This is a genomic window from Streptomyces sp. CNP082 (assembly GCF_059570535.1).
This window is the reverse complement of record NZ_JCANSZ010000040.1, coordinates 20,393-43,354: the sequence shown is the minus strand read 5'-3', so window position 1 is coordinate 43,354 and position 22,962 is coordinate 20,393. Positions and strand designations below refer to the sequence as shown.

Genomic DNA, 22,962 nt, shown 5'->3' with positions numbered 1-22,962 from the left:
GCCTTGCGTCCTGTCCTACGCCGCCGGCTGCGGCTCCGGCTCGCTCTCCGCCGTCGCGGCGCCGTCGCCCGGCGGCTCCTCCGCCGGCGTCTTCACCGAGTCCAGCAGGAGCTGCGCCACGTCCACGACGGCCAGCGACTCCTTCGCCACCCCCGCGTTCTTCTTGCCGTTTACGGAGTCCGTAAGCATCACGAGGCAGAAAGGACACGCGGTGGACAGAATGTCCGGGTTCAGCGACAGCGCCTCGTCCACGCGCTCGTCGTTGATCCGCTTGCCGATGCGCTCCTCCATCCACATGCGCGCGCCGCCGGCGCCGCAGCAGAAGCCGCGCTCCTTGTGCCGGTGCATCTCCTCGTTCCGTACGCCCGGGACCTTGGCGATGATCTCGCGCGGCGGCGTGTAGACCTTGTTGTGCCGGCCCAGGTAGCAGGGGTCGTGGTACGTGATGATCCCCTCGACCGGCGTCACCGGGACCAGCCGGCCCTCGTCCACGAGGTGCTGGAGCAACTGCGTGTGGTGGATGACCTCGTAGTCGCCGCCGAGCTGCGGATACTCGTTGGCGATGGTGTTGAAGCAGTGCGGGCAGGTGGCGACGATCTTCTTCTTCGCCTTCTCGACCGTCACCCCCTCGTCCTCGTCCTCACCGAAGGCCATGTTGAGCATCGCGACGTTCTCCTCGCCCAACTGCTGGAAGAGGAACTCGTTGCCCAGCCGCCGCGGCGAGTCGCCGGTGCACTTCTCGTCGCCGCCCATGATCGCGAACTTCACGCCGGCGATGTGCAGCAGCTCCGCGAACGCCTTGGTGGTCTTCTTCGCCCGGTCCTCCAGCGCGCCCGCGCAGCCGACCCAGTACAGGTAGTCGACCTCGGAGAGGTCCTCGACGTCCTTGCCGACGACCGGGATCTCGATGCCCGTCTCCGCCGCCAGCTCCTTGGTCCACGCCAGCCGCTGCTTCTTGGCGAGCCCCCAGGGGTTGCCCTTCTTCTCCAGGTTCTTCAGCATCGTGCCCGCCTCGGACGGGAACGAGCTCTCGATCATCACCTGGTAGCGGCGCATGTCGACGATGTGGTCGACGTGCTCGATGTCCACGGGGCACTGCTCGACGCAGGCGCCGCAGGTGGTGCAGGACCACAGCACGTCGGGGTCGATGACGCCCTGCTCCGCCGCGGTGCCGATCAGCGCGCGCTCGGCCTCGGCCAGCGCGTCGGCGGGGACGTCCGCAAGCTGCTCCGCGGTGGCCTTCTCCTCGCCCTCGGCCGACTTGCCGCCGCCGGCGAGCAGGTACGGGGCCTTGGCGGCGGCGTGCTCGCGCAGCGACATGACGAGCAGCTTGGGCGACAGCGGCTTGCCGGTGTTCCAGGCCGGGCACTGCGACTGGCAGCGCCCGCACTCCGTACAGGTGGAGAAGTCGAGGATGCCCTTCCAGGAGAAGTGCTCGACCTGGCTGACGCCGAAGACGGTCTCCTCGCCGCCCTCGTCGTCGAAGACGGTCTCGAAGTCGATGGGCTTGCCGCCGGAGACCATCGGCTGGAGCGCGCCGAGGGCGACGGCGCCGTCGGCGTTGCGCTTGAACCAGATGTTGGGGAAGGCGAGGAAGCGGTGCCAGGCCACGCCCATCGTGTAGTTGAGGCCGAGGACGATCGCCCAGGTGAACGAGACCGAGATCTTGATCATCGCGACGAGGTAGACGAGGTTCTGCACGGTGCCCGTGCTCAGCGCGTCGACCGCGGCGGTGACCGGGTACGACACGAAGTACGCGGCCTCGTAGTTGTCGACGTGGTGCAGCGCGCCCTCCAGCCCGCGCAGCACCAGGATGCAGATGCCGATGACGAGGATGACGTACTCGACGAAGTACGCCTGCCACAGCGTCGAGCCCGCGAAGCGCGACTTGCGGCCGGCCTTCGACGGCAGGCTCAGCAGCCGGATCGTGATGAGCGTGAGGATGCCGACCGTGGTCATCAGCGCCAGGAACTCGACGTACAGCTCGTACACGATCCAGTCGCCGATCACCGGCAGCAGCCAGTCGGCGGCGAACAACTGCCCGAAGGCGTTGACGAGCGTCAGCACCAGGGTGAGGAAGCCGATGGCGACGAACCAGTGGGCGAAACCGATGACGCCCCACCGGTTCATCCGGGTGTGGCCGAGGAACTCTCTGGTCAGGGTGGTGCTGCGGGCGAGCGGGTCGTTCGTGCGGCTGCCCGCGGGGATGGGCTTGCCGAGCTTGACGAAGCTGATGATCTGCCCGATGGCGCGCGAGAAGAGCGCGGTGCCGACCGCGGTGATCACCAGCGATACGACGATGGCGGCGAGCTGCATGGAGGGCTCCTCGGCCAGTCTGCTCTGCGTGTCCTACTAAGCGGTAACTTACCGCTTCTCCGCCTGAGCGTACCCGCCTTTCCCCGGCCCTCTGAAGCCGCCCGGCCGGTGATGTGCGTCGCGCTCCCGGCGGCGCCGCGGCGCCCGGCCCCCGGTGCGGCCCCCAGTCCGGTCCGCAGCCTGAAAACCCGTCCTCACCTGCATTGACGCACAAAACTTGAGTCATGCTGACTCAGGTGAATTGCGCCGGGACTGGTCGGCATGGCACTCTTGAGCCTGACCAGCTCAAGGCAGAGCATCTGAGTCCGGAGGATAGACAACATGGCACGTGCGGTCGGCATCGACCTGGGCACGACGAACTCTGTCGTCAGTGTTCTCGAGGGCGGTGAACCCAGCGTCATCACCAACGCCGAGGGCGCCAGGACCACGCCGTCCGTCGTCGCCTTCGCCAAGAACGGCGAGGTGCTCGTCGGCGAGGTCGCCAAGCGCCAGGCGGTCACCAACGTCGAGCGGACCATCCGGTCGGTCAAGCGCCACATGGGCACCGACTGGAAGCAGCCGATCGACGAGAAGGAGTTCACCCCCCAGCAGATCTCCGCGTTCATCCTGCAGAAGCTGAAGCGGGACGCCGAGGCGTACCTGGGCGAGAAGGTGACCGACGCGGTCATCACCGTCCCCGCGTACTTCAACGACTCCGAGCGCCAGGCGACCAAGGAGGCCGGCGAGATCGCCGGCCTGAACGTCCTGCGCATCGTCAACGAGCCGACCGCCGCCGCCCTCGCCTACGGCATGGAGAAGGAAGACCAGACCATCCTGGTCTTCGACCTCGGCGGCGGCACCTTCGACGTCTCGCTGCTGGAGATCGGCGAGGGCGTCGTGGAGGTCCGGGCCACCAACGGCGACAACCACCTCGGTGGTGACGACTGGGACCAGCGCGTCGTCGACTACCTGGTCAAGCAGTTCCAGAACGGCCACGGCGTCGACCTGTCCAAGGACAAGATGGCGCTCCAGCGGCTCCGCGAGGCCGCCGAGAAGGCGAAGATCGAGCTGTCCTCGTCCTCCGAGACGACGATCAACCTGCCGTACATCACCGCGTCCGCCGAGGGCCCGCTGCACCTGGACGAGAAGCTGACCCGGGCGCAGTTCCAGCAGCTCACCCAGGACCTGCTGGAGCGCTGCAAGACGCCGTTCCACAACGTCATCAAGGACGCCCGCATCGAGCTGGGCGAGATCGACCACGTCGTCCTCGTCGGCGGCTCCACCCGCATGCCCGCGGTCGCCGAGCTGGTCAAGGAGCTGACCAGCGGCAAGGAGGCCAACAAGGGCGTCAACCCGGACGAGGTCGTCGCCGTCGGCGCCGCCCTCCAGGCCGGCGTGCTCAAGGGCGAGGTCAAGGACGTCCTGCTGCTCGACGTCACCCCGCTGTCCCTCGGCATCGAGACCAAGGGCGGCATCATGACCAAGCTCATCGAGCGCAACACCACGATCCCGACGAAGCGCTCCGAGACCTTCACCACCGCCGAGGACAACCAGCCGTCGGTGCAGATCCAGGTCTTCCAGGGCGAGCGCGAGATCGCCGCGTACAACAAGAAGCTCGGCATGTTCGAGCTGACCGGCCTGCCGCCGGCCCCGCGGAACGTGCCGCAGATCGAGGTCACCTTCGACATCGACGCCAACGGCATCATGCACGTCGCCGCGAAGGACCTCGGCACGGGCAAGGAGCAGAAGATGACCGTCACCGGCGGCTCCGCGCTGCCGAAGGACGACATCGAGCGCATGATGCGCGACGCCGAGCAGTACGCGGAGGAGGACCACAAGCGCCGCGAGGCGGCCGAGACCCGCAACCAGGGCGAGCAGGTCGTCTACACCACCGAGAAGTTCCTCCAGGACAACGAGGACAAGGTGCCCGGCGACGTGAAGTCCGAGGTCGAGGCCGCGGTCGCCGACCTCAAGGAGGCGCTGAAGGGCGAGGACGCCGCGGCGATCCGCGAGGCGACCGAGAAGGCCGCCGCCACCAGCCAGAAGCTCGGCCAGGCGCTCTACGCCGACGCCCAGCCGTCCGGCGGCGCGGCACCCGGCGGCGAAGGCGCGCAGCAGGCGCAGCAGGGCGCGCCCGCCGGCGCCGACGACGACGTCGTCGACGCCGAGATCGTGGACGACGACAAGCCCAAGGACGGTGCGGCGTGACGGAGGAGACCCCGGGCTTCGAGGAGAAGCCCGACGTCCCCACCGACGCGAAGACAGCGGAGGCACAGCAGGGCGGCCCGGACGGACCCGCCGGCGCACGGCGCGCCGGGGGAGCCGGGCCGGGTGCCCCCGCCGGGAGTGGGGACGCGAGCCCCCTTTCGGGCCGTCTGGACGAGGCCCGCAGGGCGCTCGACGAGCGGACGAAGGACCTGCAGCGGCTGCAGGCGGAGTACCAGAACTACCGCCGGCGGGTGGAGCGGGACCGGGTCACGGTCAAGGAGATCGCGAACGCGAACCTGCTCACCGAGCTGCTGCCGGTGCTCGACGACATCGGCCGGGCCCGGGACCACGACGAGCTGGTCGGCGGCTTCAAGTCGGTCGCCGAGTCGCTGGAGAACGTCGTGGCCAAGATGGGCCTGATGCAGTTCGGCAAGGAGGGCGAGCCCTTCGACCCGCTGATCCACGAGGCGCTGATGCACAGCTACTCGCCGGATGTGACCGAGACGACGTGCGTGCAGATTCTCCAGCCTGGGTATCGGATCGGCGAGCGTACGATCCGCCCCGCGCGGGTCGCCGTGGCGGAACCGCAGCCGGGAGCCTCGGCGTCGCAGGGCGCGGAGGGCGAGAAGGCGGACGGCAAGCAGGCCGATGCGGAGGACGGCGGACCGGAGTCCGCCGGTGCCGCGGACGCCGCGGGGCCGGACGCTGCCGGACCCGCCCAGGGCGAGTCCGGCAGGGGGGAGACGGACAGCGGTGGCCCGGACGAGGGGTGACGCCGTAGCAGCCGCCGAGGGACGAGAGGAGGGACGCCGGGAATGAGCACCAAGGACTTCATCGAGAAGGACTACTACAAGGTTCTCGGCGTCCCGAAGGACGCCACCGAGGCCGAGATCAAGAAGGCGTACCGCAAGCTGGCCCGGCAGTACCACCCGGATGCCAACAAGGGCGACGCCGCGGCCGAGGAGCGCTTCAAGGAGGTCTCCGAGGCCAACGACGTGCTCGGCGACCCCCAGCGGCGCAAGGAGTACGACGAGGCGCGCACCCTCTTCGGCAACGGCGGCTTCCGCCCGGGCCCCGGCGCGGGCGGCGGCGGCTCGTTCAACTTCGACCTCGGCGACCTCTTCGGGGGCTCGGGCCCGGGCGGCGCCGGCGGCGGCGGCGGGCAGACCACCACCTCCGGCGGCTTCGGCGGCGGCCTCGGCGACGTCTTCGGCGGGCTGTTCAACCGCGGCGGCGGGCGTACGCAGCCGCGCCGCGGCCAGGACATCGAGTCGGAGGTCACGCTCAGCTTCACGGAGGCCATCGAGGGCGCCACGGTCCCGCTGCGGATGTCCTCGTCGGCCCCCTGCAAGACGTGCGCCGGCACGGGCGACAAGAACGGCTCCCCGCGGGTCTGCCCGACCTGCGTGGGCACCGGCCAGGTCTCCCGCGGCGGCGGTGGCGGCTTCTCGCTGACCGACCCGTGCGTGGACTGCAAGGGCCGCGGGCTCATCGCCCAGGACCCCTGCGACGTCTGCAAGGGCAGCGGCCGGGCCAAGTCGTCCCGCACGATGCAGGTCCGCATCCCCGCGGGGGTGCAGGACGGGCAGCGGATACGGTTGCGCGGCAAGGGCGGCCCGGGCGAACGCGGCGGCCCCGGCGGCGACCTGTACGTCGTCGTGCACGTGGACGGCCACCCCGTCTTCGGCCGCAAGGGCGACAACCTGCTGGTGACCGTCCCCGTCTCGTTCCCGGAGGCGGCCCTCGGCGCGGACATCACGGTGCCCACGCTCGGCGGCCCGCCGGTCACCCTGAAGCTGCCCCCGGGCACGCCCAACGGACGTACGATGCGCGCCCGCGGCAAGGGCGCCGTCCGCAAGGACGGCACGCGCGGGGACCTGCTCGTCACCGTCGAGGTGGCGGTGCCGAAGGAGACGGACGGCACCGCGCGCGAGTCGCTGGAGTCGTACCGGGAGGCGACCGCGGGCGAGAACCCGCGCGCGGAGCTGTTCAAGGCCGCGAAGGGAGCTTGACGACGATGAACGGCACAAACGGCGGACGCGGCGCCCGCGGGCGCAATCCGTACGAGCTGACCGAGGAGACGCCGGTCTACGTCATCTCCGTAGCCGCCGAACTCTCGGGCCTGCACCCGCAGACCCTCCGCCAGTACGACCGCCTCGGCCTGGTCTCCCCGGACCGCGCGGCCGGGCGCGGCCGGCGGTACTCGGCGCGGGACATCGCGCTGCTGCGGCAGGTGCAGGCGCTGAGCCAGGACGAGGGCATCAACCTGGCCGGTATCAAGCGGATCATCGAGCTGGAGACGCAGGTCGCGGCGCTGCAGGCGAAGGTGGCGGAGCTGACGGACGCGGTGGACGGCGCGGCGTCGGCGATGGCGCAGCGGGAGGCGCAGGTGCATGCGTCGTACCGGCGGGATCTGGTGCCGTATCAGCAGGTGCAGCAGACGAGTGCGCTGGTGGTGTGGAAGCCGAAGAAGAAGCGGGGCTGAGGGGCTGGGCTGGGCCTGCGGCTCAGTCGGCGAGGTACGTGACCTCCACGTGGGGCGGGAGCCCGGCGTGGAGGTTTCGCATGTTCGGCCGCAGGGAGACCTGCTCCAGTAGGTCGAGTCCGGCGAGCGGGGAGAGGTCGAGCGGGCTGTCCGAGGGCAGGTCGAGTACGAGGCGGTCGAGCCGGGGGAAGAGCTGCGGGAGCCGGGCCAGGTCGTATTCGCCGGCCGGCCGGTCGTCGATCAGGCCGAGGAACCCGACGCCCGGCAGCGCGGCGTCGGCGGGCGCGACGGCCAGCAGGTCGGGCCGGGACCGCAGCGCGTCGAGCCTGGGCAGCGCGGCCAGCGCCGGCCAGTCGTCCGCGGCGGCGTCGTGCCGCCAACCGAGATAGAGGTTGGCTAGCTGGGGGTGCCTGGCCAGGGGGCGCAGCCCGGAGGTGCGGGCGGTCAGCAGGTTGAGAACCTCCAGCTCCAGCAGCGGGGGCAGCGCGTCGAGATCGAGCAGGCGGGTCCGGTCCGGCGACAGGGAAAGGACTTCCAGCCGCGGCAGTGCGTGGAGAAGCCCGGGGGCGCCGTCCGCGAGCCCCGGTACCCCGTCCAGGATGAGAGTGCGTAGCGGCAGGCCGGCGAGGGCCGAGGCGTACTGCAGGCCGAGGCACTCGGTGAGCCGCAGGTCACGCAGCTCATGCTGGTCGCGCAGGAAGTCCAGGTCTCCCAGGGCGTGCTGGTTGCGGATAATCAGCTTGGTGAGCCGGAACGTGGCGAGCACTTCGCGCAGCTCGAAGGGGTCGAGTGGGCCGCCGCGTACGTCGACCATCGGGCGGCCTCCGAGTCTGCGCAGGGCCTCTAGCTCGGCGTCGGAGGTGACGGTGAAGTACAGCCCCTCCGGATCGAGCCGGGCGATGACCTCGTCGGCGTACTCCTCGGTGTCGAAACGCTGCCAGGCCCAGGCGAGTTGCCGGCGCACTGAGAGCGAAGGGTGGGTGGCGTAGCGGGCGAGGAACGCGGTGGCACGGTCCGAGTCCACATGGCTCGCGGCGACGGCGACGAGATCCGGTACGTCTGTCTCCTCGGGGCCGGGCAGCAGGTCCAGCACCAGCGGCCCCGCCGCGCCCAGCGCCCGCGCCTCCATGGACGTCCTCGGTGGTATCAGCGCCCGCGTCTCCCGCTCCACCGCCTCCCGTACCGCCGGCGCCAACTCCGCCGCGTGTTCCAGGCACGCCGCGGCCAGCAGGCGGATGCGTACCCCCTCCACCCCCTCCCGCGTCTGGGCCGCCGTCAGCAGCTCCCGCAGGATCTCCTCGCGCTCCCGCGGGCGGGCCTGCGCCACCGCCATGCGGATGACGTCCTCCCACTGGTCGTCCGCCGCGTGTGTAGCCAGCACGCCGATGTCGCCCTCCTCCACCGCCGCGCGGGCGCCCAGGTAGTCCTGGAACGTGCGGTGGACGAAGTCGACGGCGCCCGGGCCCGGTTCGCGGAGCAGGCCGCTGCGGTCGCGGAAGTGCTCCAGTACGGCCGCCGCGTCGCCGAGGGCGGCTACCTCCGGGACTGCGGGCAGGGCGGCGGCGACGATGCTTTCGGCGCGGGTGCGGTCCAGCTCCGTGCGGCCGTTGCGGATCAGCCAGTACGCGAGCCGTTGCAGCACCTGGAGCTGGGGCTCCTCACGCAGGTCGGGGACGGCCATGTCGCGTTCGCGGTCGCGGCGGGTGAGCAGCATCGACAGGGCGGCCTCGTACAGCTCCTTGCGCCCGCGCGGGAGGTAGCCGCGGCGGGCGCGGTTCAGGGCGCACATCAGGCCGCACATGAGCGGGTTGGTGGCCAGCCGGCTGAGGTCTGAGGTGTGCCGTACGGCGGCGGTGAGCTGCTCTTCGTACGCCGTGAGCTGCGCCTCGTCCGCCGCGGGGGCGCCGGTGCGTACGGCGGCGTGCCAGCGGGCGATGAAGCGGGCGAGGTCGGCGGGGCGCATGGGGGCCAGCGCCAGCTCGGTGAAGCCCTCGGCGGCGAGCCAGTCCGCGCCGACGGCGGAGGGGCGGGAGGTGACGAGCCAGCGGTTGCCGGGGAAGGCGTCGATGAGGTCGGCGAGCCAGCGGCGGGCGCGGTCGCGCTCGTCGCGGGGGACCTCGTCGATGCCGTCGACGAGGAGCAGGCCGCGGCCGGCGGTGAGCACGCGGTGCTCCCAGCCGTTGGGCTGGGCGCCGGCGAGGGGGCTGCCGGTGGCGGAGAGGAAGTCGCGGGGGGCGGGGAGGCGTTGGCCGTGCCGGGTGAGGGTGCGCAGCGGCAGGACGAAGGGGACGCGGCCGGCGAGGTAGTCCATGGTGTGCTCAGCGCCGGTGTCGGCTCGGGTGGCGGAGAGAGCGAGCCACTGCACGAGGGTGGTCTTGCCGGAGCCGGCGGCGCCGCGCAGCAGGACGCGCTCGTGGGTGGCGAGGGCCTGGTCGGCGGGGATGGCGGGGTCGGGGAGGGGGCCGCCCTCGGTGACGACACCGAAGTCGCCTCCGATGTCGGCGTAGGGGAGCGGCTCGTACGACGACCCGGACGCTTCCAGACGCAGATAGGCGACGTCCAGCGGCCACTTCGCGGGCGAGTCGGCGAGGTCCATGCCGTAGATGGTGAGCCTGCCGTGCTTCTTGGCGACGTACGCGAAGTACACGCGCTCGAAGGCCGCGTCCCGGGCCTCGGGGAGGGGCGTGCGGGCGATGAGGGCGTCGAGGCGGGCGATCTGGTCGGCCTGGCGGCGGGACTGCTCGACGAGGGTGCGGGCGACAAAGGTGGAGCGCTGGCTGAAGAAGTGCAGGATGTGCAGGCAGGCGGTGCCGAGGAGGGCGTCGTGGAAGTAGGCGGCGTCGGCGGACAGTTCGCGTACGGGATCGCCGCCCCCGCTGCGGGCCGCGGCGTGCCGCAGTCGGCGGGCGAGGGCTTCGGGGCCGAGCTGGACGGCCTGTACGTCGTCGAGGTCGAGGTCGCCGAGTGCGGCGAGGCTGCGGGCGAGGGCGCCGGCGACGGCGGGTGCCTCGTCGGCGGGGACGGGCGGTTCACCGGCTGCACGTCCGCCGCCGGGAAGGGCGCGCCGTACGAGGGCGTCGGCGAGCTTGCGCAGGCCCGCCTCGTCCAACTCCCGCTGCTCGCCGCGGAACGACACCAGCGCCGCCATCCGCACCGGCCGGCCCGCCAGCCCGGCGCCGGGGCCCTCGCTGCGGAACAGCCGCCGGACGAGGGGCGCGACGACGGCGGACGCGAGCCTGATGCCGACGGCTGCGGGTTCCATGCGGCTGACGATATAGCGGGTGGCGGTACGTCACCCGCGGTGTTCGCCGAAGGCCCGGTTGATGCCGGTATGCGCACCCTCATCATGAGGAATTTCCGGAAGATGAGGCTGAGTTCGGGTGGAGTCGGTACGGACGGTAGGCCAATGTTCTCTTACGGACGGGGGAGAGGTCGCCGCACGTAGTCACGTACGGCCCAGGTGGTCCGGGAGTTCGTAGAGTGAGGTCTCACGGTTCGGGCAACACGGCGCGGCAGGCTCACTCTGCGGGTCTCGCGCTGCTCTCCGATCGGGAACGCCAGGTGCTCCTGCTGCTCGCCGACGGTCCGTCCAACCGGCAACTGGCGTCGCAGCTAGGGGTGGCGGAACGTACGGTCCGCGCCCATCTGACGAGCATCAGCCGCAAGCTGGGCGTGGAGTCGCGCGTCCAGGCCGCCCTGGTCGGCGACCGCAACCGGCGGGCGCTGCGGCCGGCTGCGGCGGGCACGGACCGGGATGCCGCAAGAGGCAATAGCCGGGGTCACCACGTTCGTGAATGATGTGAGGGCCAGTTCCCTCCGGGGTGTCGTGGCTGCGATCTGCCGCCGTCGTACGCGGGCGGCGCGGACGGCACCCCCCCGGGACGGAGCGCTGGTGCGTTCGCTTCCCGGCCTCATACGCACCAGCGTCTCCGTCCCCCTCGGGCCCCGCTCGTGGCCGCGCCGCCGCCCGTCAGCCCTCGTCGAGCATGCCGGACCGCGCGAGCAGGTAGCCGAGCTGGGTGCGGCTGTCGCTGCCGAGGGCTGTGGAGAGTTTGGCGACGTGGGCGCGGCAGGTGCGGACGTTCATGCCGAGGCGGCGGGCGATGGCCTCGTCGAGGTGGCCTTCGACGAGAAGCCGGGCGATCTTCAGCTGGACACCCGTGATCCCCTCCGCCGTTCGCTGGCACTCGATGTCCTCGCCCCAGGGGGTGGCGATGCGCCATAAGTGGTCGAAGGTGGCGGCGAGATACCAGGCCACGCCGCGGTGACGGACTTCGATGGCCACCGTGCGGTCGGCCTGCGCGGGTATGAAGGCGACTTCCCGGTCGATGATGATCGCCCTCTCGACGTTCTCTTCGAGAGTGCGTATTTCCAGGCCCGTGTGCTGCACCTGTGCCAGGTATTGCACCGCTTCCGGGGTGTGCCGGGCGGTGTGGCTGTACAGGCTGCGGATGCGGACTCTCCGTTCAGCCAGCGGAAGCACGCGTTCGACAGCCGCTTTGTAGACCCACGCCGCGCGGCGCCCCATGGGCTGGGCGGTGAGCAACTCGTCGGTGCACTCCTCCAGGGCGCGTACCAACTCGGCGTCGATCCGCTCCTTTCCCTCCCAGATCGTGATCGCGGGTTCCGCCGCCGCACCCGCGCGGGACGGCGCGGGCCGGCCGAGGGTGCCGGCGATGCTGAGGGCGAGGTCGCGGTAGCCGCTCACTTCCGACTCCACGAGGGCGAAGAGGTGCTCCATGGCCTCCGTCGGCGGCACCGGAACCAGCCAGTCACCGTCGTCGCCGTGGCGGAGGAGGCCGGATTCAACAAGGCAGGGTGCCGCCTCACTCACCGATGCCGCGAGGCGACCGGAGTGCAGGGCCTTGGCGTAGAGCTTCCGGCCCGTCTCACAGATGTGCGAGGCGGAATGGGTGAGGTGACCCACGGTTCACACCCCCTCAAGCATGCCGGAGCGGGCGATGAGGTAGCCGAGTTGGGTGCGGCTGTCGCTGCCGAGGGCTGTGGAGAGTTTGGCGACGTGGGCGCGGCAGGTGCGGACGTTCATGCCGAGGCGGCGGGCGATGGCCTCGTCGAGGTGGCCTTCGACGAGAAGCTGCGCGATCTTCTGCTGGACCCCCGTGATGCCCGTCGGGGTGTCCCGGTGCGGGATTTGGCTTTCCCAGGGAACAGCGAGCTGCCAGAACTGCTCGAAGACGCTGACCAGATACCAGACCATGCCGGGGTGCCGGATCTCCAGCGCCGTCTCGCGGTCGGGCTGCGTGGGTACGAACGCGACTGCGCGGTCGACGATGAGGAGTCTCTCCGCGGTCTCCTCCATGGTGCGCACTTCGAGGCCGGTGTCCTTGAGGACGTCGAGGTACGCGAGCGTGGCGGGATGGTGCCGATAGGTGTGCTGGTACAGCGTCCGCTGGGCGATGCCGCGTTCGTGCAGCTCCCGGACCCGCTGGGCGGTCGCGCGGATCTTCTCCGGGGTCCTGTTGGTCCGGCCGCTGGCGGGCTGGATCGCGAGGAACTCCTCGGTGCCGTCGTCGAGAGCGCGCAGCAACGCGGCTTCGATCTGCTCCTTGCCCTCCCAGAGGGTGAACAGGGACGGAGCCGTCTCTTCCGGGGTGAGCGTGGTGAGCTGCTCGACGGTGCCCGCGAGAGCAGCGGCGAACCGCCGGTACTCGGACAGCTCCCGCTCCAGCGGGCGGACGAGGCCGGCGACGGCCTCGGACGGCGGTGCGGGCACGAGCCAGCGCGAGTTGCCCGCGTCGCGACGCAGGAGGCCGGTGTCGATCAGGCACGGTGCGGCGCCGGTGGCCTCGCGGGAGAGCATGCCGGTGCGTAACGCGGCGGTGTAGAGCTTTCTGCCCACGTCACAGAGGGCGGTTTCCGGGTGGGGGTGCTCCATGGTGCCGGGTCTCCTTGAGTGACTGGAGCGGTTGCCGGGGCTATGAGTTCTTGGAACCAGGACACCGATTCGGCGGCACTTGTGCCGCTCCCAGGCTCCGTATGAGGCGCGCGCCATCCCGTCACGACTCTTCAAGGAGGCCCGAGCGGGCAATGTGGTAGCCCAGTTGGGCGCGGCTGTTACTGCCGAGCAGGGCGGCCAGTCGGGCGGTGTGTGCGCGGCAGGTACGGACACTGATGCCGAGGCGGCGGGCGATGGCCTCGTCGAGATGGCCCTCGACGAGGAGCCGGGCGATGCTTCGCTGCACACCGCTGATGCCTTCCGGGGGCGGCGCGGCGTAGGCCGCTTGCTCGATGGGGGTAGCGAGCTGCCAGAACTGGTCGAAAGTATCGGCAAGGTAGCCGACCAACCCGGGATGCCGTACCTCCAGGGCGACTTGCCGGTCCGGACGGGCGGGGATGTAGGCGATCTTCCGGTCGATGATGATCAACCGTTCGATGATCTCTTCGAGGGTCCGAACCCTCACCCGGTGTGGCCCGACGAACCGCAGGTACGCCTGCGTGAGCGGAGCCTCCCTGGCCGTGTGCTGGTAGAGCGTGCGCATGATGACGCCCCGGTCGATGAGAGGGCGCACGCGGCGCAGCGCCTCGCCCAGGGCGCGTGAGCCGCGAGCAGCTTCCGGCTGTACCGTCAGCAGTTCTTCGGCGCAGTCGGTCACCGCCCGGTCCAGTGCCACGTTGATCGTGCCGATGCCCTCCAGCACGGTGACCGGGGCGTCATGGGACGGCTCGGCGCTGATGTCGGTGAACCGGGTGAAGGCCCGTGCGAGGTGCACCGCCTGGCGCTGTCGGTCGCGGATTTCCTGTTCGAGTTTCTGGAGCAGGGCGGCCAGGGCGTGCTGCGCGGGTACGGGGAGCAGCCGCTCGTCGTCGTCGTGATCGGGTATCAGCAGAGCCAGGTCGATCAGACACGGGGCGTCGGCCACGGCCGCTCGGGAGATGCCGCCGTCTCGTACCGCCGTGGCGTACAGATCCCGGCTGGCGGGGCACGGCTCGGCTGGCCCGTGCGGGTGTCCGTTGTTGGCCATGGAGGGTCAGTCCCGGTCGAGGATGTCCGAGCGGGCGATGAGGTAGCCGAGTTGGGCGCGGCCGTTGCTGCCGAGGATGGTGGCGAGCTTGGCGATGTGGGCGCGGCACGTGCGGACGTTCATGCCGAGCCGGTCGGCGATGACCTCGTCTACGTGCCCCTCGACGAGGAGCTTGGCGATGCTTCGCTGCACGCCGGTGATTCCGTCCTGCTCCGGCGGAGTGTAGTGCACCTCCTCGTCGAGTGGGGTGGCGCTCTGCCAGAGGTGGTCGAAGACGCCCGCGAGATACTCGACCAGGCCGGGGATGCGGATCTCCAGAGCAACGTGCCGGTTGTACATCACGGGGCGCTCCCGCTGCGCGGGAATGAACGCCACCTTCCGGTCGATGATGATCAGCCGGTCGACGAGTTCTTCGAGGGTGCGCAACTCCATGTGTTCCTCGCCGATGCGTTCCTGGTACGCGAGGAGGCCATAGCTGTGCCGAGCCGTGTGCTGGTACAGGCTGCGCACCCGTACCCCGCGCTCCACCAGCGGACGGACCCGGGCTATCGCGGTGCTCAGCACCTCCGGAGTGCGACCGCCTCCGGGCTGTACCGTGAGCAGCTCCTTCTCGCAGCCGGCCGTCGCCTGGACGATGGTGGCGTCGATGTTGCTCACCCCGTGCAGTTCGGTCATCGCACCGGTGGTTGAGGGGCGTTGCTCGCTTATCGCAAGGAACGGGGCGAACGCGTCCGAAAGGGCCAGGGTCTGCTCCCGGCGCTCGAGGATCTCCCGCTCCAGGGGGTGTTCGAGCTGCGCCAGCACGGTGGAGGGGGGGACGGGGCGCAGCCACCGGGGGTCGTCCAGGTCAGGGTGGAGAAGCGTCAAGTCGATCAGGCACGGTGCGCCGTCAGCCTCTTCCCGGGAGACGCGCCCAGTACGCAGGGCTCGGGAGTACAGCTCCGCGCCTGCTTCGCACAGGTCTGCGTATCCGTGCGAATGCCCGGGTTGGTCACTCTTTCTCACCATTTTTCCGTCCCACAGGAAGATGTGATTCAGGAACATGATGCAGTGCGGAGGTGGTGTCTGACCTGTTGGTAGGGCACCTTCTTCAGAGGGAAGCAGAGAAGAGGCCGGGACTCCCCATGGGAAAGAAGCTCGTTACATGGGCTGTTGCCCTGGTCGCAGCGGTTGCGATCGGTGGTGCGGCCGGATTGCAGCAGGGCGTCGAAGACAACGACCCCCATTGGGACGGTGTATCTGCTGAGGCGGCAACAGTCCTTGTTCAGCAGGACCCTGTTTGGACGTAGATGACTTAGACACAAGGTGAAGGGATGACTTCAGACGACCGCCGAAAGATGGAGAACCAGTGGCTCTCCATCGATCTCGCTACGGCGGTTCCCCACCCCGGGGACAGGATGACGGTAGCCCTGCTGGGTGAGCCGATCACCATCCTCCGTGACCGGGGTGGGAGCGTCCGGGCCTTCCGCCGGAGGTCAGGGTGCTATGTACGCTGCGTGGTGCGCTGCGGCGTGATCTTCGTCAATCTTGGCGAGGAGGATCACGTTCCCGTGGCAGCCGACGGTGTACCAAATAGCGAGAGCATCACCCCCCACTGTGCCTGATCGGGCGGTATCCCCCGTGTCCAGATCGCCCGAGGGCACACCAGCGGTGCCATCGCGGACGCAACCCCGCGATGGCACCGCTTTTGCGTGTGCGGACGCGCATGCTGAGGGGTGACGGCCGCGTCGCGGTCGTCGGTGGTCGGTGCTGAGTTGAGGTTGAGTGGAGTAGACTCAACTTAGCTTACGGAGCCTCAGGCACGCCGAGTGCGGGCCGGGGCTCGCCCCACGACCGGCACCCCGGCAAGGAGGAGCACACAGCAGTGGACGCGGAGCTGACCAACAAGAGCCAGGAAGCGATCGCCGGTGCCAACGGCCGTGCGGTGTCCGGCGGGAACCCGGACATCACCCCCGTGCACCTGCTGCTCGCCCTGCTCGAAGTGGAGGACAACGAGAACCTCCAGGACCTGCTGGTTGCCGTCGACGCCGACCAGGCCGCCGTACGGTCCGGGGCCGAGGCGCTGCTCGGCGGGTTGCCCAGCGTGCAGGGGGCCACCGTGTCGCCGCCGCAGGCCGACCGGGACCTGCTGGCCGTCCTGCGTGACGCCGCCGGGCGGGCGAAGAAGCTCGGCGATCAGTACGTGTCGACCGAGCATCTGCTCATCGGGGTCGCCGCCGAGGGCGGGCCGGCCAAGGAGCTGCTGAAGAAGCAGGGCGCCAACGCCAGGGCGCTTGTGCAGGCGTTCGAGAAGATCCGCGGCGACCGGCGCGTGACCACCAAGAACCCCGAGAGCACGTACCAGGCCCTCGGCAAGTTCGGCACCGATCTCACCGCCGCCGCCCGCGACGGCAAGCTCGACCCCGTCATCGGGCGCGACCAGGAGATCCGCCGCGTCGTGCAGGTGCTCTCCCGGCGGACGAAGAACAACCCCGTCCTCATCGGCGAGCCCGGCGTCGGCAAGACCGCCGTCGTCGAGGGGCTCGCGCAGCGGATCGTGAAGGGTGACGTACCGGAGAGCCTGAAGAACAAGCGGCTCGTCGCGCTCGATCTCGGTGCCATGGTCGCCGGGGCTAAGTACCGGGGCGAGTTCGAGGAGCGGCTGAAGACCGTGCTCGCCGAGATCCGGGAGAGCGAGGGCCAGGTCATCACGTTCATCGACGAGCTGCACACCGTCGTCGGCGCCGGCGCGGGCGGCGAGTCCGCCATGGACGCCGGCAACATGCTCAAGCCCATGCTCGCCCGCGGCGAGCTGCGCATGGTCGGCGCGACGACCCTCGACGAGTACCGCGAGCGGATCGAGAAGGACGCCGCCCTGGAGCGCCGGTTCCAGCAGGTACTTGTCGCCGAGCCCACCGTCGAGGACACCATCGCCATCCTCCGCGGCCTCAAGGGGCGCTACGAGGCACACCACAAGGTCGCCATCGCCGACTCCGCGCTCGTCGGCGCCGCCACCCTCTCCGACCGGTACATCACCTCCCGCTTCCTCCCCGACAAGGCCATCGACCTCGTCGACGAGGCCGCCTCCCGGCTCCGCATGGAGATCGACTCCTCGCCCACCGAGATCGACGAACTCCAGCGCGCCGTCGACCGGCTCCGCATGGAGGAGCTGGCGCTGAAGAACGAGTCCGACGTCGCCTCCCGCGAGCGCCTGGAGCGGCTGCAGCGCGACCTCGCCGACAAGGAGGAGGAGCTGCGCGGCCTCACCGCCCGCTGGGCGAAGGAGAAGCAGGGCCTCAACCGGGTCGGCGAGCTGAAGGAGCGGCTGGACGAACTGCGCGGCGCCTTCGAGCGCGCCCGGCTGGACAACGACCTCGCCACGGCCTCCAAGCTCCGCCACGGCGAACTGCCCGCCCTCGAACGCGAGCTGGAGGAGGCGTCCGCCGCCGAGGAGGAGGTCAAGCGGGACACGATGGTCAAGGAGGAGGTCGGCTCCGACGACATCGCCGACGTCATCTCCTCCTGGACCGGCATCCCCGCGGGCCGGCTGCTGGAGGGCGAGACGCAGAAGCTGCTGCGCATGGAGGAGGAGCTGGGCAGGCGCCTCATCGGCCAGGACGAGGCGGTACGGGCCGTCTCCGACGCCGTGCGCCGCAGCCGTGCCGGCATCGCCGACCCCAACCGGCCGACGGGTTCCTTCCTCTTCCTCGGCCCCACCGGCGTCGGCAAGACCGAGCTGGCCAAGGCGCTGGCCGACTTCCTCTTCGACGACGAGCGGGCCATGGTCCGCATCGACATGAGCGAGTACGGCGAGAAGCACTCCGTCTCCCGCCTCGTCGGCGCGCCCCCGGGGTACGTCGGGTACGAGGAGGGCGGTCAGCTCACGGAGGCCGTACGGCGGCGCCCGTACTCGGTGATCCTGCTGGACGAGATGGAGAAGGCGCACAACGAGGTCTTCGACATCCTGCTGCAGGTGCTGGACGACGGGCGGCTGACGGACGGCCAGGGCCGTACCGTCGACTTCCGCAACACCATCCTCATCCTCACCTCCAACCTCGGCTCCACCTTCCTCGTCGACCCGATGATCAAGGACGAGCAGAAGCGGGAAGGGGTGCTGGAGACGGTGCGGAAGGTCTTCCGGCCCGAGTTCCTCAACCGGCTCGACGACCTCGTCGTCTTCAACGCCCTCGGCGGCGACCAGCTCAGGCGCATCGCCGCCCTCCAGATCGCCCATCTGCAGGAACGGCTCACCGAACGGCGGCTCACCCTGGAGGTCAGCGACGCGGCCCTGGACTGGCTCGCGCGCCTCGGCATCCCGGAGGACGAGCCGGAGCCCGACCTCAGCTACGGGGCGCGGCCACTGCGGCGGCTGGTGCAGACGGCGATCGGCGACCAGCTCGCGAAGGAGATCCTGGCGGGCGAGGTGCGCGACGGGGACACGGTGCGGGTGGACGTGTTCGGGAACCAGTTGCTGGTCGGCGCGGCGCAGTAGGGCGGCCGGCGGGGCCGGCGCCTGCGGCCGGCCCGCGGGCGCCGCCGTGCCTGTGCCCGGGTCCGTGCTGGTGCCCGCGCCGGGCGGAGACGTTCGGCCGTAGCGGGTTATCCACAGGGTGTCGTCGCCGGGTTGCGGGCACGGGCCCCCGGTGGGGGAGGATGGGCGGGAACCGTTCGAAGGGAACCCCACGTGAGCATCGACCCGTCCTCGATTCCGAACTTCGGGGGCCAGCAGCCCGAATCCCGCGGCAGCGGCGGCCCGCAGGGGCCCATCGTGCCTGACCAGGATCTGGTCAAACAGCTTCTGGAGCAGATGGAGCTGAAGTACGTCGTCGACGAGGAGGGGGACCTCGCGGCGCCGTGGGAGCACTTCCGTACGTACTTCATGTTCCGCGGCGAGGGAGAGCAGCAGCTCTACTCCGTGCGGACCTTCTACGACCGGCAGCACTCGCTGGACGACAAGCCGGAGCTGCTGGAGGCCATCGACGACTGGAACCGCCGCACCCTGTGGCCGAAGGTCTACACGCACACGCATGACGACGGCTCCGTCCGGCTGATCGGCGAGGCGCAGATGCTGATCGGCACGGGCGTGGCGCTGGAGCACTTCGTGTCGAGCACCGTGAGCTGGGTGCGGGCGTCGATCGAGTTCGACAAGTGGCTCGTGGAGACGCTGGGGCTTCAGCAGGAGCTGGACAGCGACGGCCCGGATGAGGGCGGGGACGCGGGCGGGCCGGAGGACCTGGACGGGCCGGACGGCGCGGGGCCGAAGGAGAGCTGAGCGCAGGGCCGGACGGCTGTCCGGGGGCTGGCGGTCCGAGGGCCTGCGGTTCCGGGGGCCGGTGGTTCCGGGGGCCGGTGGTTCAGGGCCGGTGGTTCAGGGCCGGTGGTCCGGGGCGGCGTTCCGGGGCGGCGTTCCGGGGCGGCGGTCCGGGGCGGCGGCCCCGGGTGGCCGTGCCGTGCCCCGCCGTGCGCTGCCGGGCTCTGCCGTGCGGCCGGTCAGGTGTCCGTCAGTGCGGCGCGCAGCGCCTCGTACGCCCGGGTGCCCGGGGTGACGGGCGCGTAGTGGCCGGTGCCGGGCAGCTCCCGTAGCTGCGCCCCCACGGCGTGGGCGTAGCGGCGGGACAGCTCCACCGGTACGTCGGCGTCGGCCTCGCCGTGGAGCAGTACGACCGGGGCCGCCGGTGCCGGCATCCGCATCGGGTCCGTCTCGTCGAGCCGCTCCGCCACGCGCCCGGCGCCGCCGAGGAGTTCGGCGACGGCGCCGTCGCTGAGGCCCAGGTCGTGGGCGCGGGCCAGGTCCGCGACGGCGGCGACGCCGACGACGCGGGAGACGGCCGTGGGGCACCGCGAGGCGGCCCAGAGCGCGAGGTGGCCGCCCGCGGAGTGCCCGACGAGTACCACGGGCCCGGCGCCGGGCAGCGCGGCGAGCGCCGGCGGCAGGTCGTCGAACGTCGCGGGGAAGCCACCGCCGCCGTCCGCGCCCGCGGTTGCCCCGCTGACAGCGGCGCCCGCGGTTGCCCCGCCGGCCGTGGCGCCCGTGGCTGGGCCGCCATCCCCGGCGCCCGCGGTTGTGCGGCCGTCCGCGGCGCCCGCGGTTGCCCCGCCGTCCGCGGCACCCGCCGGCTCCCCCTGCGCGCCCGGCCCGGCACCGCCGGGGGCCCGTGAGCCCACCCGGCGGTACTCGACCAGCGCCACGCACCGGTCCAGGTCCGCCGCCAGCGCCGCCGCCAGCGGGGACAGGTAGGTGCGGTCGTAGCGTTCCCGCCAGAAGCCGCCGTGGAGCAGGGCCACGACCGGGCGGGCCGACTCGTCCCCGTACAGGTCGACGATCTGCGACGGGTGGTCCCCGTACGCCAGCGTGCGCGTCGGCGCGACGTGCTTCAGGGCGAACAGCGTGCGGGCCTCGTCGTCCCGTTCGTCAACGGCGGTCATCCAGCACCTCTCCCAGCACTCCGGCAGCGCGGTATATGTCCGAGAACGAGGTATACAGCGGTGTCACGCCGAAACGGAGCACATCCGGCGGCCGGAAGTCGCCGACCACGCCGCGTGCGATCAGCTCGCCCATCACCTCCTCCGCCCCGGCGCAGCGCAGCGAGACCTGGCTGCCGCGCTCGGCGTGCGGCAGCGGGGTCAGCGGGGTGAGCGACGGCCCGGCAGGGAGGGCCGCGACGCACTCCAGGAAGAAGTCCGACAGCGCCAGGCTCTTCTCCCGCACCGCCTCGATCGCCACGCCGTCCCAGACCCCGAGCGCCGCCTCCAGCGCCAGCATCGACAGGATGTCCGGCGTCCCGACGCGCCCGCGCACGGCGCCGTCCGCCGGGTGGTAGCCGGCGGCCATGGCGAAGGGGTCGGCGTGCGAGTTCCAGCCGGGCAGCGGGGAGTCGAAGCGGGGCTGGAGCCCGCGGCGTACGTAGAGGTACGCGGGCGCGCCCGGGCCGCCGTTGAGGAACTTGTACGTGCACCCCACCGCCAGATCCACCCCGTGCACGTCGAGCCCGACCGGCAGGGCGCCGGCGCTGTGGCACAGGTCCCACACGGCGAGCGCGCCCACGGCGTGCAGGGCGGCGGTGGTGCCGGGCAGGTCGTGGAGCCGGCCGGTGCGGTAGTCGACGTGGTTGACCAGCGCGAGCGCGGTCCGCGGGCCGGCGGTGGCGGCGATCTCGTGCGGCTCCACGGCCCGTAGCGCACAGCCGGTCAGCCGGGCGGCGGACTCGGCGACGTAGCCGTCGGTGGGGAACGTCGTCGCGTCGACCAGCACCTCGTCGCGGGCCGCCCCCGCGCCGGACTGCGCGATGCGCACCCCGGCGACGACGGCCTTGAGGACGTTGACGCTGGTGGAGTCGCCGACGACCACCTGCCCCGGGGCGGCGCCCAGCAGCGGCGCGATCCGGTCGCCGATCCGCTCGGGCGCGGTCCACCAGCCGGACTCCGTCCACGACCGGATCCGCAGTTGCCCCCACTCCCGGACCACCACGTCGCCGACCCGGGCCGGGACGGCGGCGGGCAGGGCGCCGAGGGAGTTGCCGTCGAGGTAGACGACCGGCGGGGTGTCGGAGGTGGCGGTGGACGGGCCGTTGGACGTGGCGGTGGACGGGGCAGCGGACGAGGCAGCGGACGGGGCGCCGGGTGGCGTCGGCCCTCGGCGGGCCGCGTCGTCCAGGACGAACTCCGTCCGCTTCGCCCGCAGGGGGTCCGCCAGGTCCAGCTCCGCCGCCCGCTTCGCCAGCGCCGCGCTCCAGTTCAGACCGGCCGCCTCGCCGTCGGCCCGTGCCACCCGGCCGTCGACCCGTGCTGCCTCGCCGTCGGCCCGTGCCGCTGAGCCGCCGGCCCGCGCCGCCCCGGCCGGCCCCGGCTCGCCGGGGCCGTGCGCCTCAGACATGGCTCCGCGCCGTCCACAGCTCGGGGAAAACCTGCTTGGTCGCGCGCTTCTCCAGCCACGCCACCCCCGCCGAGCCGCCCGTGCCGACCTTGCCGCCCATCGCGCGGCGGGTGGCCACCAAGTGGTCGTTGCGCCAGCGCCACACCAGCTCGGCGATGTCCGTCAGCACCTCGCCGAGCCCGATCAGCTCGGAGTCCCGCGGCCCGGCGTAGACGGCCGCCCACGCGGCCTCCACCTCTGGGTGCGGCTCGTACCGCCGCGCCGGGTCACGGTCCAGGACGGCGGCCGACAGCGGGTACCCCTTGGCGTCCAGGTAGCGCAGCACCTCGTCGTAGAGGCTGGGCTCGCCGAGTTGCTTCTCCAGCTCGTCGTGGACCCGCGGGGCACCGCGGTGCGGTACGAGCATCGACGCGGACTTCTCGCCGAGCAGGAACTCCATCCGCCGGTACATCGCCGACTGGAAGCCGGAGCCCTCGCCGAGCGCGTTGCGGAAGGCGTTGAACTGCTGGGGCGTGAGCCGCGCCAGCGGCTCCCAGGAGGCGTTCAGCGAGCGCAGCTCGTACGTGCTGCGCCGCAGCGCCGCCAGCGCCACCGGCAGGTCGTCGCGGCGCAGCGCCTCGGCCGCGGTCTCCCACTCGTGCACGACGACGGTGAACCACAGCTCCATGACCTGCGTGGTCACCAGGAAGGCCAGCTCGCCGGGGTCTTCCGAGAGCGGGTGCTGCAGATGGGTGAGGACGTCCGCCTGGACGTAGTCCTCGTAGGGAGTGGTGCCCCGGAAGTCGAGGTTCGGGGGCTGGTCCCCGTCCGGCTGAGGGCCGCCGGGGTGGTGCCCGCCGGGCTGGTGGGCCGGGGGCTGGTGCCCCTCGGTGTCCGCGGGCAGGGGGTCGTGAGCACGGCTGTCCATGAGCTGTCTCCCACACAAGAGCCACCGGGTAGCGGTCCGCCCCTTCCTGCCGGCAACAGGGCCCCGGTCCCCTCGGGTGCGGCGGCATCCGGTGCGCCGTACCCACTTCGCATCATCCGCGGCACGGCGGCGGGAGGCAAGACAGCCGGTCCGGCCGGGCCGGGCCCGCGTCCTGTCCCGCGGCGGCCCTCGCCGACCCCGGTCGGATGTCCGCCGGCCCGGCGCGGACGGC

General features: G+C 71.4%; 16 protein-coding genes. 7 read left to right on the top strand and 9 right to left on the bottom strand.

The annotated features are described in order from the left end of the window. Window positions 1–15 precede the first annotated feature (15 nt). Window positions 16–2,316 (bottom strand): heterodisulfide reductase-related iron-sulfur binding cluster, encoded by a 2,301-nt coding sequence (locus tag B124_RS26595; RefSeq protein WP_496505495.1) that lies wholly within the window; start codon window positions 2,314–2,316, stop codon window positions 16–18. 321 nt (window positions 2,317–2,637) lie between these two features. On the opposite strand from B124_RS26595, the gene dnaK reads away from it, so the two are divergent. Genes dnaK through B124_RS26575 form a run of 4 tightly spaced genes read left to right on the top strand, consistent with a single transcriptional unit; the run spans window position 2,638 to window position 6,988 of the window. Further along, the gene (gene dnaK / locus B124_RS26590; RefSeq protein ID WP_496505494.1) at window positions 2,638–4,503 is read left to right on the top strand and encodes a molecular chaperone DnaK; all 1,866 of its coding nucleotides are present in this window, start codon (window positions 2,638–2,640) and stop codon (window positions 4,501–4,503) included. Next, window positions 4,500–5,276, top strand: a complete 777-nt coding sequence (grpE, locus tag B124_RS26585) for a nucleotide exchange factor GrpE (RefSeq protein WP_496505493.1) — start codon at window positions 4,500–4,502, stop codon at window positions 5,274–5,276. The genes dnaK and grpE overlap by 4 nt, the downstream gene beginning before the upstream one ends. Before the next feature lie 42 nt (window positions 5,277–5,318). Beyond that, window positions 5,319–6,515: a molecular chaperone DnaJ gene (gene dnaJ / locus B124_RS26580; protein WP_496505492.1), complete on the top strand. Its 1,197-nt coding sequence runs from the start codon at window positions 5,319–5,321 to the stop codon at window positions 6,513–6,515. Between the two features lie 5 nt (window positions 6,516–6,520). Beyond that, a complete protein-coding gene (locus B124_RS26575; protein WP_496505491.1) occupies window positions 6,521–6,988 on the top strand; it encodes a heat shock protein transcriptional repressor HspR in 468 nt (155 codons plus the stop codon). A gap of 22 nt (window positions 6,989–7,010) precedes the next feature. Here B124_RS26575 and B124_RS26570 read toward each other — a convergent pair whose 3' ends face one another. Beyond that, window positions 7,011–10,250: an NACHT domain-containing protein gene (locus tag B124_RS26570; protein ID WP_496505490.1), complete on the bottom strand. Its 3,240-nt coding sequence runs from the start codon at window positions 10,248–10,250 to the stop codon at window positions 7,011–7,013. A gap of 218 nt (window positions 10,251–10,468) precedes the next feature. Between B124_RS26570 and B124_RS26565 the strand changes: the two genes are divergently transcribed. Continuing rightward, entirely contained in the window at window positions 10,469–10,786 is a 318-nt protein-coding gene (locus B124_RS26565; protein ID WP_496505489.1) for a helix-turn-helix domain-containing protein, read from the top strand. A 172-nt stretch (window positions 10,787–10,958) separates the two neighbouring features. Here the strand turns inward: B124_RS26565 and B124_RS26560 are convergent, their stop codons facing one another. The 4 genes from B124_RS26560 to B124_RS26545 form a co-directional block, all read right to left on the bottom strand. After that, window positions 10,959–11,915, bottom strand: a complete 957-nt coding sequence (locus tag B124_RS26560; RefSeq protein ID WP_496505488.1) for a helix-turn-helix transcriptional regulator — start codon at window positions 11,913–11,915, stop codon at window positions 10,959–10,961. 3 nt (window positions 11,916–11,918) lie between these two features. After that, a complete protein-coding gene (locus B124_RS26555) occupies window positions 11,919–12,884 on the bottom strand; it encodes a helix-turn-helix transcriptional regulator (protein WP_496505487.1) in 966 nt (321 codons plus the stop codon). A 121-nt stretch (window positions 12,885–13,005) separates the two neighbouring features. Next, the gene (locus B124_RS26550) at window positions 13,006–13,971 is read right to left on the bottom strand and encodes a helix-turn-helix transcriptional regulator (RefSeq protein WP_496505486.1); all 966 of its coding nucleotides are present in this window, start codon (window positions 13,969–13,971) and stop codon (window positions 13,006–13,008) included. A 6-nt stretch (window positions 13,972–13,977) separates the two neighbouring features. Then, window positions 13,978–14,979, bottom strand: coding sequence for a hypothetical protein (locus tag B124_RS26545; protein WP_496505485.1), 1,002 nt, complete (start codon window positions 14,977–14,979; stop codon window positions 13,978–13,980). A gap of 856 nt (window positions 14,980–15,835) precedes the next feature. Between B124_RS26545 and clpB the strand changes: the two genes are divergently transcribed. Together clpB and B124_RS26535 are read left to right on the top strand one after the other, a co-directional pair. Then, on the top strand, window positions 15,836–18,442 hold the full coding sequence (clpB, locus tag B124_RS26540) for an ATP-dependent chaperone ClpB (protein WP_496505484.1): 2,607 nt from the start codon (window positions 15,836–15,838) through the stop codon (window positions 18,440–18,442). Between the two features lie 192 nt (window positions 18,443–18,634). After that, window positions 18,635–19,222, top strand: coding sequence for a type III secretion system chaperone family protein (locus tag B124_RS26535; RefSeq protein ID WP_496505483.1), 588 nt, complete (start codon window positions 18,635–18,637; stop codon window positions 19,220–19,222). A gap of 218 nt (window positions 19,223–19,440) precedes the next feature. Here B124_RS26535 and B124_RS26530 read toward each other — a convergent pair whose 3' ends face one another. From B124_RS26530 to B124_RS26520, 3 genes are read right to left on the bottom strand one after another with little or no spacing between them, the layout of a single operon-like run. Further along, complete coding sequence (locus B124_RS26530) at window positions 19,441–20,376, bottom strand: alpha/beta fold hydrolase (RefSeq protein WP_496505482.1); 936 nt, start codon at window positions 20,374–20,376, stop codon at window positions 19,441–19,443. Continuing rightward, window positions 20,363–21,823: a kynureninase gene (gene kynU, locus B124_RS26525; protein WP_496505481.1), complete on the bottom strand. Its 1,461-nt coding sequence runs from the start codon at window positions 21,821–21,823 to the stop codon at window positions 20,363–20,365. The genes B124_RS26530 and kynU overlap by 14 nt, the downstream gene beginning before the upstream one ends. After that, window positions 21,816–22,730, bottom strand: coding sequence for a tryptophan 2,3-dioxygenase family protein (locus tag B124_RS26520; protein ID WP_496505480.1), 915 nt, complete (start codon window positions 22,728–22,730; stop codon window positions 21,816–21,818). The genes kynU and B124_RS26520 overlap by 8 nt, the downstream gene beginning before the upstream one ends. Between the last annotated feature and the right edge of the window lie 232 nt (window positions 22,731–22,962).

What these genes read in the sequence shown, in the direction of transcription:
- B124_RS26595 (WP_496505495.1), bottom strand. Translation starts at nt 2,316, where the DNA reads ATGCAGCTCGCCGCCATCGTCGTATCGCTGGTGATCACCGCGGTCGGC.
- dnaK (WP_496505494.1), top strand. Translation starts at nt 2,638, where the DNA reads ATGGCACGTGCGGTCGGCATCGACCTGGGCACGACGAACTCTGTCGTC.
- dnaJ (WP_496505492.1), top strand. Translation starts at nt 5,319, where the DNA reads ATGAGCACCAAGGACTTCATCGAGAAGGACTACTACAAGGTTCTCGGC.
- B124_RS26575 (WP_496505491.1), top strand. Translation starts at nt 6,521, where the DNA reads ATGAACGGCACAAACGGCGGACGCGGCGCCCGCGGGCGCAATCCGTAC.
- B124_RS26570 (WP_496505490.1), bottom strand. Translation starts at nt 10,250, where the DNA reads ATGGAACCCGCAGCCGTCGGCATCAGGCTCGCGTCCGCCGTCGTCGCG.
- B124_RS26555 (WP_496505487.1), bottom strand. Translation starts at nt 12,884, where the DNA reads ATGGAGCACCCCCACCCGGAAACCGCCCTCTGTGACGTGGGCAGAAAG.
- B124_RS26550 (WP_496505486.1), bottom strand. Translation starts at nt 13,971, where the DNA reads ATGGCCAACAACGGACACCCGCACGGGCCAGCCGAGCCGTGCCCCGCC.
- B124_RS26545 (WP_496505485.1), bottom strand. Translation starts at nt 14,979, where the DNA reads ATGGTGAGAAAGAGTGACCAACCCGGGCATTCGCACGGATACGCAGAC.
- B124_RS26530 (WP_496505482.1), bottom strand. Translation starts at nt 20,376, where the DNA reads ATGACCGCCGTTGACGAACGGGACGACGAGGCCCGCACGCTGTTCGCC.
- kynU (WP_496505481.1), bottom strand. Translation starts at nt 21,823, where the DNA reads ATGTCTGAGGCGCACGGCCCCGGCGAGCCGGGGCCGGCCGGGGCGGCG.
- B124_RS26520 (WP_496505480.1), bottom strand. Translation starts at nt 22,730, where the DNA reads ATGGACAGCCGTGCTCACGACCCCCTGCCCGCGGACACCGAGGGGCAC.